Consider the following 13692-nt stretch of genomic DNA (forward strand, 5'->3'; position numbering starts at 1 on the left):
AGGCGGCTGCCTCCTAGCCCATCGCCGCAAGCACGTCCTCAAGCCGCGCCGGATCGCCAAGCGCGATCACCGTGCCGTCGCTGCCGGCATCGAGCGGATGGCCCTGCCAGTCGCTCATCATGCCCCCGGCGCCTTCTACCACCGGCACCAGCGCGGCATAATCGTAGAGCTTGAGCCCCGCCTCGATCACCAGGTCGATATGGCCGCTCGCAACGAGGCCGTAATTGTAGCAGTCCCCGCCGAACAGGATCTTCTTTTCCGCCACTTGCTTGGCGACCGACATAAAGGCGTCGGCCTCCTCGCTGGTGAACAGGTGCGGGCTGGTGGTGGCGAGCACCGCATCGGACAGCTCCTTGAGCGGCCGTGCGGTCGCGGGCTTGCCGTTGAACAGGGTCGGCTGGCCGATCCGCCCGACCCAGCGCTCTCCGGCAATCGGCTGGTCGATGATGCCGAGCACCGGCCAGCCGTCCTGCAGCAGTGCGATCAGCGTGCCGAAGATCGGACGGCCGGCAATGAAGCTGGTGGTGCCGTCAATCGGATCGAGCACCCACTGCCGGCCCGCGCTCTCGTTGCGGGTGCCATATTCCTCGCCGATGATGCCGTCGGCGGGGAAGGTGTCCTCGATCAGCTTGCGCATTGCCGCTTCGGCCGCGCGGTCGGCTTCGGTGACGAAGGAGCGGTCGGCCTTGCGCTCGTGGCGCCATACCCCGCGAAACAGCGGCCGGATGGCAGCGCCAGCGGCGTCGGCCAGCGCCATGGCAAGGGCGAGGTCTTTATCGGTCATGGGATTCCCAATAAGCAAAGGCTTCCGCCTGTCGAGCCTCGGTGTAGCGCCTGGCCTCGGCCCCTTCCCATTCGAGCGGCAGGTCGGGATGGATCCGGCTGCGACTGACGAACCAGCCCTGTCCCGGCAAACCATCCGATTGACGCACCACCAGCACCGCCAGACCCGGCTCGCCCGCCGCGCGTGCGTTCTCGTCGATCGCGTCGAGCACCTTGCATAATTGGCGCATCAAGGGGCGGGTAAAGGTGTGGCCCAGCAGCGCAAGCAGCCCGCCATAGGTAAGGGTCGAATGCGCGCGGGCCGCTGCAATCAGCAGGCCGCGCACTTCCGACGGATCGAACATCAGTCAAACAGGCTCGACACCGAGCTCTCATCGGCGATCCGGCGGATCGCCTCGCCCACCAGCGGGGCGATGGTCAGGACGCGGATGCGATCGGAGGCTTCGGTCGCCTCGGTCGGGCGGATCGAATCGGTTATCACCAGCTCTTTCAGTGCCGAACCGTTGATCCGCGCCACCGCGCCGCCCGACAGCACGCCGTGGGTGATGTAGGCCGCAACCGACTTCGCCCCGTTCGCCAGCAGCGCCTCGGCCGCGTTGCACAGCGTGCCGCCCGAATCGATGATGTCGTCGATCAGAATGCAGTGGCGGCCCGAGACGTCGCCAATGATGTTCATCACCTCGCTCTCGCCCGGACGGTCACGGCGCTTGTCGACGATCGCCAGCGGGGCGTTGTCGAGCCGCTTGGCGAGCGCGCGGGCGCGCACCACGCCGCCGACGTCGGGGGAGACCACCATCAGGTCCTGCTCGCCGTAGCGCGCCTGGATATCCGCGGCCATCACCGGCGCGGCATAGAGGTTGTCGGTCGGGATATCGAAGAAGCCCTGAATCTGCCCGGCGTGGAGATCGACCGCGAGCACGCGGTCAGCTCCGGCCTCGGTAATCAGGTTGGCGACCAGCTTGGCCGAGATCGGGGTGCGCGGGCCGGGCTTGCGATCCTGCCGGGCATAGCCGAAATAGGGCACCACCGCGGTGATCCGCCGGGCCGAGGCGCGGCGCAGCGCATCGATGCAGATCAGCAGTTCCATCAGGTTGTCATTGGCCGGAAAGCTCGTCGGCTGGACGACAAACACATCCTCGCCGCGCACGTTCTCATGGATCTCGACGAAGACTTCCTCATCGGCAAAGCGCCGGACGCTGGCATCGGTAAGCGGGATTTCGAGATAGGCCGCGATGGCCCTGGCAAGCGGCAGGTTCGAATTGCCGGACATGATCTTCATGACGCGCGAATCCCCGAAGGCAGGTGGTAAGGCCCGCCTAGCGCCGCGTCATGGAATTGCAACGCGCGAGACCCGCTTGTCGTCAGGCGTGCGCTCGCGGGCCTGCGACGGGACGCGAGAAACATTGTCGTAAATGTCACAAATCTGACACGTGGCAAACATAGAGGCGCCCGCAAACGGTCACATCCGGCCGCACTTCTGGCAGGCAGTCTATCATGTCCTCTGTTTCCGGTGGCTCGGCCATCGCCCTTCTCGCCGCCGTCCTGCTGGCCGGCACCAGCACCCCCGCGATCGCCCAGAGCGCGGCTTCCGCCCCGGCGGAGGACACCGATCAAAGCGCGACGATCGCCGATCTCCAGCGCCAGATCGATGAACTGAAGGCGATGGTGAGCGCCTTGCAGGCCGCGCAAGCGGCTCCCGCCCCGGCAGCGCCCCCCGTTATCGCCCCGGTCCCGATGACGGCGCAAGCCGCCGCGCCCGGCGCATCGCCGGCTCCGGCGGTCACCACGCTGCCGGCGATGGCGCCGACGCAGGCTCCGCAGCAGGCCGCACAGGTTGCCGTGGCCACAGCCCCCAAGAGCAAGGCGTGGTACGAAAAGCTGCGCCTGCGCGGCTATACCCAGATGCGCTTCAACCAGATCGTCTCGGGCGATGCCGACGCGCCCGCGGGCGTTTCGCGCCTGCGCACCATCGGTGACAGCGACGTGCGCGGCGCCAGCAATTTCAGCTTTCGCCGGATACGCCTTGTGCTGCAGGGCGACCTGAGCAAGCACGTTTCGATCTACTTCCAGCCCGATTTCGCCGCCGCGGTCTCGAACCAGTCGGTCGGCGAACGGCGCGAAGGCACGGTTTCGCTGCGCGACATGTATGCCGACGTCTTCCCGACCGGCGACAAGGCCTTCCGCATCCGCCTCGGCCAGTCCAAGGTGCCTTTTGGCTGGGAGAACATGCAGTCCTCGTCCAACCGTCTCGCGCTGGATCGCACCGACGCGATCAACTCGGCTGCGCCGGGCGAGCGCGATCTCGGCATCGTCGCCTATTACACGCCGCCGCGCGTGCAGAAGATCTGGGACCGCCTGGCTGCCGACGGGCAGAAGCTTTTCGGCAATTACGGGGCCTTTGGCTTCGGCGTGTTCAACGGTCAGGGCCTCAACCGCACCGAAACCGACAATGACGTGATGCTGGTGGGCCTTGCGACCTGGCCGTTCGCGCTCGACGGGCTGGGCCTCGACGGGCAGGTGTTCGAAGTCGGCGGCTCGATCATGCGCAACACCATCCGCCCGGAAGTGCGCAGCGGCGGCGTCAGCACCATCGGGTACAAGGACAACCGCGTGAACCTCCATGCGATTCTCTATCCCAACCCCTTCGGCCTTCAGGGCGAATGGAACTGGGGCACTGGCCCCGAATTCGATCCCGCCACCGGCCGGATCGAGGAGCGCCCGCTGCGCGGCGGCTATGTGCAGGCGATGGCCAGGATCGACGAATCCCCGATCGGGCCGTTCTATCCTTTCGCCCGCTGGCAATATTACCGCGGCGGATTCAAGGCGGCGGTCAACGCGCCGCGGCTGGAGACCGAGGAGCTGGAGCTGGGCCTCGAATTCCAGCTCGATCCATCGCTGGAGATCACCGCGACCTACGGCTGGGCCGCGCGCAAGGAGCCTGACGAGCGCCGTTTCGGGCAGGCGGAAGGGCAGATCCTGCGCGTGCAGGCGCAGTGGAACTACTGATCGCGGGGCTTGCCAGACGACGTGGACGAGGCAAGTCCCGGCGCGCACCGCTAAGGGGGCGATGCGGCGCACGGCGGCAGGGGCGCAATCCCCCGGCCAGGTTGGCCCGGTGCGATGAGGCCGTGTGGCCGAGGATGTGCAGCGCGCGCTACGGTCACAGCGCCATCAGCAGGCCTGCCGCAACAAGCCACCCGCCTGCCGCCAGCAGCATGATGAACGCCGGCGCCGGCACGAAGGTTCAGGCGATTCGGTGTTCCCCGCGAATCCAGCGCACCGTGCCGCTCGAAGCCCGCATCACCACGCTTTCGGTGGTCATGTAGACCTCCCCCGTCGGCTTGCGGCGGCGCTTGACCCCGTCAAGCAGCGAGCCGCTGGTCACGCCGGTGGCCGCGAAGATGCAGTCGCCCTTGGCCAGATCCTCGAGCTTGTAGATGCGGTCGAAATCGGTGATGCCCCACTTGCGGGCGCGGGCTTTCTCGTCCTCGTTGCGGAACACCAGCCGGCCGTTGAACTGCCCGCCGACGCAGCGCAGCGCCGCAGCGGCCAGCACGCCTTCGGGCGCACCGCCCTGGCCCATGTAGAGATCGACCGTGGTCTCCTCGTCGGTCACCGCGATCACCCCGGCCACGTCACCATCGCCGATCAGCACCACCCCGCAGCCCAGAGCGCGCAGCTCGGCAATCAGCTCGGCGTGGCGCGGGCGATCGAGCACGCAGACATTGATCTGCGAAGGATCGCAGCCCTTGGCGTCCGCCACCGCCTTGACGTTCTCGGTCGGCGACTTGGCGAGGTCGATGATGCCTTCGGGATAGCCCGGGCCGACCGCGATCTTGTCCATGTAGGTGTCAGGTGCATTGAGTAGGCAGCCCTGTTCCGCCGCCGCCAGCACCGCGAGCGCGTTGGGGCCGGCCTTGGCGGTGATGGTGGTGCCTTCGAGCGGATCGAGCGCGATGTCGATCTTCGGGCCCTTGCCCATGCCCACCTTCTCGCCGATGTAGAGCATCGGCGCCTCGTCGCGCTCGCCCTCGCCGATCACCACCGTGCCGTCGATATAGAGATTGTCGAAGGCCTTGCGCATCGCTGCCACGGCGGCTGCATCGGCCGCCTTCTCGTCGCCGCGCCCGATCAATCGGGCTGCGGCGATCGCCGCCGCTTCGGTCACGCGCACCATCTCCAGCACCAGCACCCGCTGGATCGCATTCTCCGCAGAAGCTTGCCTGGCCGCATCAGCGTGCGTATCGTTCGCCGAGTTCATGTCTAATTCAGCCCCTTGTCGCTCTGGTGCCTCCCAAGATCGCCACCAGACCATGTATTGCCCCGGCGCATAAGCGGATGGAGACGGGTTTGTCGAGCAATGCCATGCCCGTCCTGTCGGGTTTTCATCTCTCCCTGTCGGCCTTGGCGCTGTTCGCCGGATTGCCGCTGGCCGCGCAGGATGACACGCCTGCAACAGCGATGCCCGCCGACCGTTCGGCGCCCGATCCGGCTGCCACCCCGGGCGAGCCGCCGCGCCCGCGCATCAACGTGCTGGTCACCGTGCCGCGCGGCGAAGTCAATCAGGCGCAGGCGAAGGAATGCGTCGATCGCGCCGATGCGGGCACGATCAGCGGCGAGATCGTGGTGTGCCGCGAGGTCAGCGTGGACAATTCCGCCCTCACTGGCGATCGTGCGACGAGTCAGAAGCGCTATGCCGAGGAAACCGCCTTCAAGGGCGCTCCGGCGGCCCCCGACCTGTTCGGTATCCCCGACAACGGCAAGGGCATCGGGTTCGGCGGAGTGCCACCGCCAGCGCTGTTCATCGATGTCGAGGCCCTGCCCAAGGCGCCGGCCGGATCGGACGCGGACCGCATCGCGCGCGGCCTGCCCCCGCTCAATCAGGATGCCGAGCTTTCCGAGGAAGAGGAAAAGGCCCGGCGCGAGGCCGCGGGGATCAAGACCACCGTACCCGCGCGCCCCGACAGGAAGAAGAAGGGTTAGTTCGGCAGGATCGGCAGCACCAGCGGCGCGCCGACCAGACTTTCGGAACCTTCGAGCAGCGCCAGTGCTGCGGTGACCGCCGCTTCCGGCCCCTCGTGGGTCACCATTGCCACCATCACCTCGCCTTCGGCCGTGCCGCGACCCTGCTGGATCAGGCTCTCGATCGAAACCGCCCCGTCGCGCATCGCGGCGGTGATCTCGGCGAGCACGCCGGGCCGGTCTTTCACCATGAAGCGGATATAGGTGCGCGCTGGGCGCGCGCCCGGCTCAGCCGGCGGCAGCGCGGCAAGCTGGGCAACCGGGATCGAAAAGGGCGCGCCCACCTCGTCGCGGGCAATGTCGATCAGATCGGCGGCGACCGCGCTTGCGGTCGGGCCGTCGCCCGCACCCGCGCCCTGGAACAGCAGGCGGCCAGAGAAATTGCCCTCGGCCACCACCGCATTGGTCGCGCCGTCGACCGCGCTCAACGGGTGGCCCTTGGCGATGAGGCACGGGCGCACGCGCTGGAGCAGCCGGGGGCCATTGGCGGTGTCCTCGACATCGGCCTCGCCGATCAGCCGGATCACGAAGCCGAGCGCATCGGCCTGGGCGATGTCGGCGGCGCGCACCTGGGTGATGCCGGTGATCCTGACACCGGCAAAGTCGATCCGGGTGCCGAAGCCGATGCTGGCGAGGATCGCGAGCTTGTGCGCGGCATCGATTCCCTCGATATCGAACGCGGGATCGGCCTCGGCAAAGCCCAGCCGCTGGGCTTCGGCCAGAACCGCGCCGAAATCCGCGCCGGTGCGCTCCATCGTCGAGAGGATGTAATTGCAGGTGCCGTTGAGGATGCCATAGACCTTGGTGAGCGCGTTGGCCGAGGTGCCCTCGCGCAGCCCCTTGATCACCGGGATGCCGCCCGCCACCGCCGCCTCGAACTTCAGCGCGGCATTGTTCGCCTCGGCGATTTGCGCCAGTTCCAGCCCGTGATGCGCGATCATCGCCTTGTTGGCGGTGACGAGGCCCTTGCCCGCGCCCAGGGCAGCGCGCGAGAGCGCGAGCGCCGGGCCATCCGCCCCGCCGACCAGCTCGACCACCACGTCCACATCATCCCGCCGGGCCAGCGCGGTCATGTCGTCTTCCCAGGCGAAGGGAGTGATATCGACCCCGCGATCCTTGCCGCGATCGCGCGCCGAGACGGCCACCACCTCGATTCGCCGTCCCGCGCGCGCCGCGATCAGGGCGGCATTGGTCGCCAGCAGCCGGATCACGCCTGCGCCGACCGTGCCAAGCCCAGCGATGGCGATACGCAGCGGAGCGGGTGCGGTGGTGGTCAAGCGGGCCTCCATGAATGATGCAGACGGCGCTTAGCCCGCACCGCCGCGCGGTCAAGCGGCCTGCGTGATCCGCCGCTCGCAGGGGCCGAGCTGCGCCATCACGAAGGCATAGTCGCCCGCCGCCAGCCGCCGCGCCGCCGGATCGCGCGCGAGGTTGGCGCTGGAGGGTAGCTGGGCCGGCAGCGCGCAGGCGAGGCGATACCAGCGCAGCGTCTCTGGGCTTGGCGGGCGCGCGGCCGAATCGATGATCTCGCCCCACGAAACGCCCCACTGCACCCGCTGGCCCGGACGACGCAGGACCGTGATCGAGACCGGCGAGCCGTCCTCGGTGGCAAGGAAGATCTGCGTCTCCGATTCGCCCGCCAAGGTGCCCGGCACGGCCAGCGCATCGCTGATCCCGATCACCCGTGGCGGGGCGCTTGATTCGTACAGCTCGGTCAGGATCGGACGCAGGCGCGCTTCAAGTTCGGGGGTGAAGGCCAGCTGCGCGCCCGGCGCCACCAGTTGCACCTCGCCCGGCCGCCCTGCCACCGCATCGGCGAACAGCAGCATTTCGCGGTTCTTGAGCTTGGGCACCTTGCCCCTGGCATCGAGCGGCACGTCGACGAGGTAGGCCAGGCCTGCCCCTACCGCACGGCGTCCGGCAATCAGCGCCAGCGTATCGGCCTCGATGTAGAGGCGTGCGAATCCGGCCGCGAGGCCGGGCGCGCGTTCGGGCTTGAGCGCGGTCTGCTTGCGAATCTTGGCCCGGATCACGAGGTCCGAGGCATCGGCAAGGGTGGCCAGATCGGCATAGGTCGGCGCTCCAGGCGCGCTTGCAGCAGGTGCACCGGGCGTTTGTCCGTGAGCCGGAAGCGGCCCCGCCACAAGCCCCGCGCTCACCCCGATCGCCATCATCAGGCGCTTGAAAAACAGCTTTAAATTGCAATTAACCTGTGGTCGCATCGCACCCTGCACCTGACTGCCATTGCCTTGCTTCTAGCAGCCCTGAAAGGACATTGCGCGCCGTGAATCCGCGCTGAACCGATAAAGCGTTTGATTGGGTAGGGGTTGCCCGTTAAAGCCGCGAAAGCTGGCCGGACGGGTTTGGGGACATTACGCGTGCGGGCAGAAAGGTTGTGCTCTGCACGGATTTGCGTTTTTGCGAATCATGTTCAGGGCTTGCCAGTCGGGGTTGGACATTCGCGCAAGGTGCCCACACCTGCCGTCCTTTGTCCCGGCGTGGGAGGACCGAAATTCTAGGGATCTGTTCGTCGGCAGGATTGGCCGGCGGGCGGGAATCGTGCCGGACGGGCGAACCTGGCCGGCTCGCAATTGGAGAGAAAGCGCTGGATGTCCTACGCTAGCAAACAACAAGGATTGACCGGCACCAAGCTCGTCGCATTGATTATCGCACTAGCGATCGTCGGTGGGATCGGGGCGGTGATGGTCATCGGCCTTGCGGTCAACGCCATCAAGAAAGAGATCGAGCGGGTCACCACGGTCGATATCGAAGAGCCGCCGCCGCCCGAGGAACCGGACGAGCCGCCGCCACCGCAGGAAAACACGGCTCCGCCGCCGCCGGTTGCGCCGCCGCCGCCGATCAGCATCGCGCCGGCACCGCCGCCGATCCAGACACAGCCGACCATTCCGCCGCCGTCTCCGCCGGCGCTGCGGATTCCCCCGCCGGCCCCCGCTGGTCCGCCGCCTGCTCCGCCGCCGCCGTCCATGGCCCGGCCGGCGCGCACCAAGAACGAACGCAGCTGGGCGGCCCGCATCCAGGAAAACTATCCGGCCCGCGCCCTGCGCGAGGAGATCGAGGGCACCGTCGGGGTGCGCGTCACCGTCACGCCGGACGGCCGCGCCACCGGCTGCACGGTGACTTCCTCGAGCGGATCGGACATCCTCGATTCGGCCGCGTGTCAGGGGATGGAGCGTTACGCCCGGTTCGAGCCGGCGCTGGACGATGCCGGCAACCCGACCAACGGCAGCTATTCGACGCGCATCACCTATCGTTTGAACTGACGGATCAATCCCGCCCCGGCCTTCCAGCAGGGCCGGAGCCACCCGGAACATTTTTTCAAAAGGACTACTCGCAATGAACCTTTACATCCTTGCCGCCGCCGCGGGCGAAGCACCCAAGAACCAGTTCGGCTTCATGGAGGCCATGAGGGAAGGTGGCCCGGTTGCCTGGTCGATCCTGACCGTGATGATCATCATGTCGGTCGGCACCTTCTACATCATGTTCACCAAGCTCTTCGAGCAGAACAAGATCATGAAGCAGTACAAGAGCGTGCAGTCCTCGTTCTGGCGTGCGGCCAGCCTCAAGGAGGGCGCGGCCAAGCTCGAAAAGGACAGCGCATGGCGCCAGCTGGCCGATGACGCGATCAAGGCCCAGGAAGACCACGGCAAGATGGCTGACGCCCTCGAATCGCATGACTACATGCACGGCACGCTCAAGCGTTCGGAAGATTCGATCAACGCGGTGCTCGCGGGCGGCCTGCCGTTCCTCGCCACCGTCGGCGCGACCGCTCCCTTCGTCGGCCTGCTCGGCACGGTGATCGGCATTTACCGCGCGCTGATCAATATCGGCATCGAAGGCTCGGCCTCGATCGACAAGGTTGCCGGCCCGGTCGGTGAAGCGCTGATCATGACCGCGATCGGTCTGCTCGTCGCGGTGCCCGCGGTGCTCGCGTTCAACTGGTTGCAGTCGCGCAATCGTCGCATCAGCGAGCTGCTGACCGGTTTCTCGACCGACATCCTCGCCTACATCAACTCGAACGGTGCGGTGAAGCCGGCGGTTTTGGCGGCTCCGGCGGCCAAGCCCGCTGCCAAGCCGGCCAACGCCCCGGCTACCAAGGCCTGATCGCCATTGCCGTAGCGCGGCGGGGAACCGGCTGACCCGGCCAACCCGCCGCGCCCCGGCTGCCAACCCGGCCAAGCCAGGGTAGAACAGCCGGGTCGCCTTCGGGCGGATCCATGCAGTCATTGCTTTGACAAGGTAGGAATTCACAATGGCGATATCGACGGGAGGCGGGGGCGATACCCCCATGTCCGACATCAACACCACGCCGCTGGTGGACGTGATGCTGGTGCTCCTGATCATCTTCCTCATCGCGGTCCCGGTGGCGATCCAGACGATCGAGAAGCTGAGGATCCCTGTCTTCGAATCAGTCGAATCGAAGAACAAGGTCGAAAACCTCCAGCTCACCGTCAGCACCACCGATGCTGCCGGCCGTAGCGCCGGGGAGCCGGGCTACGAAGGCGCCTCGCGCACCGGGGAATGCCGGGTCTATTTCAACAACATCACCCCCGTTACCTCCGAAGAGCTGTATGATCAGGCGTTCAACCGTCTCGAGGCGATCGTGAAGAACGCGGGCGGGGTTGAAGCGATCATGGCCGATCCCGAGAAGATCCCGCAGGTCCACATCCGCGCCGACGTGAATGCGCCGTGGCGCTGCGTCGCGGGCACGATCTACAACGTTCAGGCCGCCGGCTATCCGACCGTCGGGTTCATCTCGAACCCGGTCGAGCCTGGCATCTGAGCCTGAGGAAGAGGAGTAACTGACATGGGCATGTCCGGAGGCAAACTCGACGGCGAACCTATGATGGACATGAACATGACGCCGCTGATCGACGTTCTGCTCGTTCTGCTGATCATGTTCATCATCACCATTCCGGTGGCGACCCACTCGGTCGACATCGATCTTCCGCAGGGCAACCCGCCACCGCAGGACATCGTGGTCGATCCGGTCAAGAACAAGCTGATCCTGACCCAGACCGACCAGATCCTGTGGAACGGCACCCCGGTGGATTCGGGCCAGCTGGTGACCCTGCTGAGCGAAACCACCCGCATGGCGGTGGAGCCCGAACTGCAATTCGAACCCGAACCGCTCGCCAGCTACGACATCTCGGCCAAGGTGCTGCAGATCATCAAGAGTTCGGGCGTGACCAAGTTCGGTTTCGTCGGCAACGAAAAGTACCGCCAGTTCGGCAAGTAAGCGCCGCGGTGCCGGCATTGACCGGTAATCACCAGCCACGGCATGATAAGCGAAGGGGCGTTGCGAGCGATCGCAGCGCCCCTTTTGCATGGGGGCGATCCGTCTCGCACCCATGTTTCACGTGAAACATTTCAGGAACAGCGGCGCGACCTAATCCGCTTCCGTCGGGTCGTCCGGGCGCATCGCGGCGGAAATCAGGCCCTCGGCCTCGAGCAACAGTTCGTCATCCACCGCCCCCTGCGGCACCGCTTCGCGCCCGATCATCGTCATCACCGGCACCGCCAGCGGGCTGACCCGATCGAGGGTCACGTGCACCAGTTCGCGCTCTGACCGATCGAGCAGATCGGCGAGCCGGCTCACATCCGTCATCCGCGCCCGCGCGTCGGCCCAGGCGGCTTCGATCAGCACGTGATCCGGCTCGTATTTTTTCAGCACGTCGTAGATCAGATCGGTCGAGAAAGTCACCTGCTTGCCGCTCTTGCGCCGCCCCGGATGCTGGCGCTCGACGAGGCCCGAGATCACCGCCACCTCGCGGAAGGCGCGGCGCAGCAGATGGCTTTCGGTCACCCACTCGGTGAACTCCCTGGTCAGAATGTCGGGCGAGAGCAGGGGTGCGGGATCGGTGACCGGCTTGAGCCCCCACACGGCAAGGCAGTAATCGTTGGCCACGAACCCGCCCGGAAGCAGGCCGCGATCCTCCATCCGCCGGGTGATCAGCATGCCCAGCGACTGGTTCGCGTTCCAGCCTTCGAAGGTGTAATAGGCGGTGTAGTGCTTGCCCGCATGCGGGAAGCTCTCGACCAGCAGCTCGCCGGGGGCAGGCAAGCGGCTGCGGCAATCCTGCATCTCCAGCCATTCACGCACATCGTCGGGAAACCGCGCCCACCCCGCGCGATCGGAGAGCATCGCCTGCACGCGCGCGGAAAGATGGGTGGTGAGCGGCAGCCGCAAACCCCCGTAGCTCGGTATCGTCGCGCTCTTCTTCGCCGCACGCACGATCACGTCCATGTCCTTCACGCCTTCGACCTCAAGGCTCATGCCCGCGAAGAAGAAAGTGTCCCCCGGCGAGAGCTGGGCGGCGAAACGCTCCTCGACCTTGCCCAGGCTGCGGCCGTTCCTGAAGCGCACGCTGAGCATCTCGCTATCGACGATGATGCCTGCGTTCATCCGGTGGCGCTGCGCCTGATCGGGGTGGGCGAGCCGCCAGACGCCTGATTTGTCCCGCACAATCCGCTGGAAGCGGTCATAGGCCCTGAGCGCATAGCCACCATTGGAAACGAAGCCGAGCACGCGGGAGAAAGTGCCCGCATCGACCCAGCTATAGGCAAGGCTCGAACGCACCTCAGCGAGCAATGCGTCCTCGTGGAACGGCCCGGCACAGGCGCAGGCCATGACGTGCTGGGCGAGCACGTCCAGGCTGCCGGGACGGAAGACCTCACCATCGCGCTGGCCCTCGTCGACCGCCTCCTTGGCGGCCATCGCTTCGAGGAACTCGAAGCGGTTGCCCGGCACCAGCACCGCGCGGCTCGGCGTTTCCAGACGGTGCCCGGCCCGCCCGATCCGCTGCAGCAGGCGCGAGCTTCCCTTGGGTGCGCCCATCTGCACCACCAGATCGACATCGCCCCAGTCGATGCCCAAATCGAGGCTCGCGGTGCACACCAGCGCGCGCAATTGCCCCCGCGCCATCGCCTCCTCGACCTTGCGCCGCGCCTCGGTGGAAAGGCTGCCGTGGTGGATGCCGATCGGCAGGTTGTCGTCATTCGCCTCCCACAGGCACTGGAAGATGAACTCGGCCAGGAAGCGGGTGTTGGTGAAGACCAAGGTGGTGCGGTTGGCCTTGATCGCCTGCATCAGCTGCGGGACGGCCCAGCGCCCGGCGTGGCCCCCCCAAGGCACGCGTTCTTCCTGCGGCAGGAGGATGGCGACTTCGGGCGCTGCGCCTTGCTCGCCGGTTACGAGATCGGCCGCGGCGATCGCGCCGGTCTCGGCGCTCTGGGGCGCGAGCCATTCCTGAAAATCCCGCGGATTGGCGAGCGTGGCCGAAAGCGCAACCCGCTGCGCCTGCGGGGCGAGCGCGTGGAGCCGTGCCAGTGACAAGGCCAGCAGGTCGCCGCGCTTGTCGGTGGCGAAGGCGTGGATCTCGTCGATCACCACCCGCTTCAGCCCCGCCAGCAGGCCCGCGCTTTCGGGGTAGGACAGCAGCAGCGAGAGGCTTTCGGGCGTGGTCAGCAGGACATGCGGCGGGCGTTCGCGCTGGCGCTTCTTGCGATCAGAAGGGGTATCGCCGCTGCGGGTCTCGACCCGGATGGGCAGGCCGATTTCCGCGATCGGCGTGAGCAGGTTGCGCTTCACGTCCTGCGCCAGCGCCTTCAGCGGCGAGACGTAGAGCGTGTGCAGGCCATCGGGCGGCGCCGCCCCGGCCGAGGGCGCGAAGTCGCACAAAGTCGGCAGGAACCCGGCGAGCGTCTTGCCCGCGCCGGTATCGGCCACCAGCAGCGCATGGCGGCCGGCGCGCGCCTTGGCCAGCATCTCCAGCTGATGGCGCCGCACCCGCCAGCCGCGCTGTGCAAACCAGTCGGCGATTTCCGGGGGAAGGCAGACGTCGGTCACCCCTGCGACATGGCGCGCCC

At 67.0% G+C, this 13692-nt stretch carries 13 protein-coding genes; 6 read left to right on the top strand and 7 right to left on the bottom strand.

What is annotated here, in order from left to right; genetic code table 11:
- Positions 1–13: 13 nt before the first annotated feature.
- The 3 genes from hisN to BZF61_RS09320 are packed head-to-tail and all read right to left on the bottom strand — an operon-like array spanning position 14 to position 2062.
- A complete protein-coding gene (gene hisN / locus BZF61_RS09310; RefSeq protein WP_086618743.1) occupies positions 14–784 on the bottom strand; it encodes a histidinol-phosphatase in 771 nt (256 codons plus the stop codon).
- The gene (locus tag BZF61_RS09315; protein WP_086618744.1) at positions 774–1127 is read right to left on the bottom strand and encodes a ribose-phosphate pyrophosphokinase; all 354 of its coding nucleotides are present in this window, start codon (positions 1125–1127) and stop codon (positions 774–776) included. Before BZF61_RS09315 ends, hisN begins: the two co-directional genes overlap by 11 nt.
- On the bottom strand, positions 1127–2062 hold the full coding sequence (locus BZF61_RS09320) for a ribose-phosphate pyrophosphokinase (protein ID WP_086618746.1): 936 nt from the start codon (positions 2060–2062) through the stop codon (positions 1127–1129). Before BZF61_RS09320 ends, BZF61_RS09315 begins: the two co-directional genes overlap by 1 nt.
- A gap of 215 nt (positions 2063–2277) precedes the next feature.
- Here BZF61_RS09320 and BZF61_RS09325 point away from each other — a divergent pair, with 215 nt between their 5' ends.
- A complete protein-coding gene (locus BZF61_RS09325) occupies positions 2278–3789 on the top strand; it encodes a porin (protein WP_086618747.1) in 1512 nt (503 codons plus the stop codon).
- Positions 3790–4027: 238 nt separating this feature from the next.
- Here the strand turns inward: BZF61_RS09325 and glpX are convergent, their stop codons facing one another.
- Positions 4028–5044, bottom strand: a complete 1017-nt coding sequence (gene glpX / locus BZF61_RS09330) for a class II fructose-bisphosphatase (protein ID WP_086618748.1) — start codon at positions 5042–5044, stop codon at positions 4028–4030.
- Positions 5045–5121: 77 nt separating this feature from the next.
- Here glpX and BZF61_RS09335 point away from each other — a divergent pair, with 77 nt between their 5' ends.
- Positions 5122–5766 (top strand): hypothetical protein, encoded by a 645-nt coding sequence (locus tag BZF61_RS09335; RefSeq protein ID WP_086618750.1) that lies wholly within the window; start codon positions 5122–5124, stop codon positions 5764–5766.
- Here BZF61_RS09335 and BZF61_RS09340 read toward each other — a convergent pair.
- Together BZF61_RS09340 and BZF61_RS09345 are read right to left on the bottom strand one after the other, a co-directional pair.
- Positions 5763–7082: a homoserine dehydrogenase gene (locus tag BZF61_RS09340; protein WP_245804566.1), complete on the bottom strand. Its 1320-nt coding sequence runs from the start codon at positions 7080–7082 to the stop codon at positions 5763–5765. The genes BZF61_RS09335 and BZF61_RS09340 overlap by 4 nt on opposite strands.
- 51 nt (positions 7083–7133) lie before the next feature.
- The gene (locus BZF61_RS09345; protein ID WP_143736980.1) at positions 7134–7979 is read right to left on the bottom strand and encodes a hypothetical protein; all 846 of its coding nucleotides are present in this window, start codon (positions 7977–7979) and stop codon (positions 7134–7136) included.
- A gap of 462 nt (positions 7980–8441) precedes the next feature.
- Here BZF61_RS09345 and BZF61_RS09350 point away from each other — a divergent pair, with 462 nt between their 5' ends.
- From BZF61_RS09350 to BZF61_RS09365, 4 genes are all read left to right on the top strand, one after another.
- Positions 8442–9086, top strand: coding sequence for an energy transducer TonB (locus BZF61_RS09350; protein ID WP_425429618.1), 645 nt, complete (start codon positions 8442–8444; stop codon positions 9084–9086).
- 73 nt (positions 9087–9159) lie between these two features.
- A complete protein-coding gene (locus BZF61_RS09355; RefSeq protein WP_086618755.1) occupies positions 9160–9927 on the top strand; it encodes a MotA/TolQ/ExbB proton channel family protein in 768 nt (255 codons plus the stop codon).
- Positions 9928–10075: 148 nt separating this feature from the next.
- Entirely contained in the window at positions 10076–10606 is a 531-nt protein-coding gene (locus BZF61_RS09360) for an ExbD/TolR family protein (RefSeq protein WP_211276753.1), read from the top strand.
- Positions 10607–10630: 24 nt separating this feature from the next.
- Complete coding sequence (locus tag BZF61_RS09365) at positions 10631–11062, top strand: ExbD/TolR family protein (RefSeq protein ID WP_086618757.1); 432 nt, start codon at positions 10631–10633, stop codon at positions 11060–11062.
- A 150-nt stretch (positions 11063–11212) separates the two neighbouring features.
- Here the strand turns inward: BZF61_RS09365 and BZF61_RS09370 are convergent, their stop codons facing one another.
- Positions 11213–13672, bottom strand: coding sequence for a ligase-associated DNA damage response DEXH box helicase (locus BZF61_RS09370; RefSeq protein WP_086618758.1), 2460 nt, complete (start codon positions 13670–13672; stop codon positions 11213–11215).
- Positions 13673–13692: the final 20 nt, after the last annotated feature.

This window comes from Erythrobacter tepidarius, from assembly GCF_002155695.1.
Lineage (GTDB): Bacteria > Pseudomonadota > Alphaproteobacteria > Sphingomonadales > Sphingomonadaceae > Erythrobacter > Erythrobacter tepidarius.

What these genes read in the sequence shown, in the direction of transcription:
- BZF61_RS09360 (WP_211276753.1), top strand. Translation starts at nt 10,076, where the DNA reads ATGGCGATATCGACGGGAGGCGGGGGCGATACCCCCATGTCCGACATC.
- hisN (WP_086618743.1), bottom strand. Translation starts at nt 784, where the DNA reads ATGACCGATAAAGACCTCGCCCTTGCCATGGCGCTGGCCGACGCCGCT.
- BZF61_RS09335 (WP_086618750.1), top strand. Translation starts at nt 5,122, where the DNA reads ATGGAGACGGGTTTGTCGAGCAATGCCATGCCCGTCCTGTCGGGTTTT.
- glpX (WP_086618748.1), bottom strand. Translation starts at nt 5,044, where the DNA reads ATGAACTCGGCGAACGATACGCACGCTGATGCGGCCAGGCAAGCTTCT.
- BZF61_RS09320 (WP_086618746.1), bottom strand. Translation starts at nt 2,062, where the DNA reads ATGAAGATCATGTCCGGCAATTCGAACCTGCCGCTTGCCAGGGCCATC.
- BZF61_RS09345 (WP_143736980.1), bottom strand. Translation starts at nt 7,979, where the DNA reads ATGATGGCGATCGGGGTGAGCGCGGGGCTTGTGGCGGGGCCGCTTCCG.
- BZF61_RS09325 (WP_086618747.1), top strand. Translation starts at nt 2,278, where the DNA reads ATGTCCTCTGTTTCCGGTGGCTCGGCCATCGCCCTTCTCGCCGCCGTC.
- BZF61_RS09365 (WP_086618757.1), top strand. Translation starts at nt 10,631, where the DNA reads ATGGGCATGTCCGGAGGCAAACTCGACGGCGAACCTATGATGGACATG.
- BZF61_RS09355 (WP_086618755.1), top strand. Translation starts at nt 9,160, where the DNA reads ATGAACCTTTACATCCTTGCCGCCGCCGCGGGCGAAGCACCCAAGAAC.
- BZF61_RS09315 (WP_086618744.1), bottom strand. Translation starts at nt 1,127, where the DNA reads ATGTTCGATCCGTCGGAAGTGCGCGGCCTGCTGATTGCAGCGGCCCGC.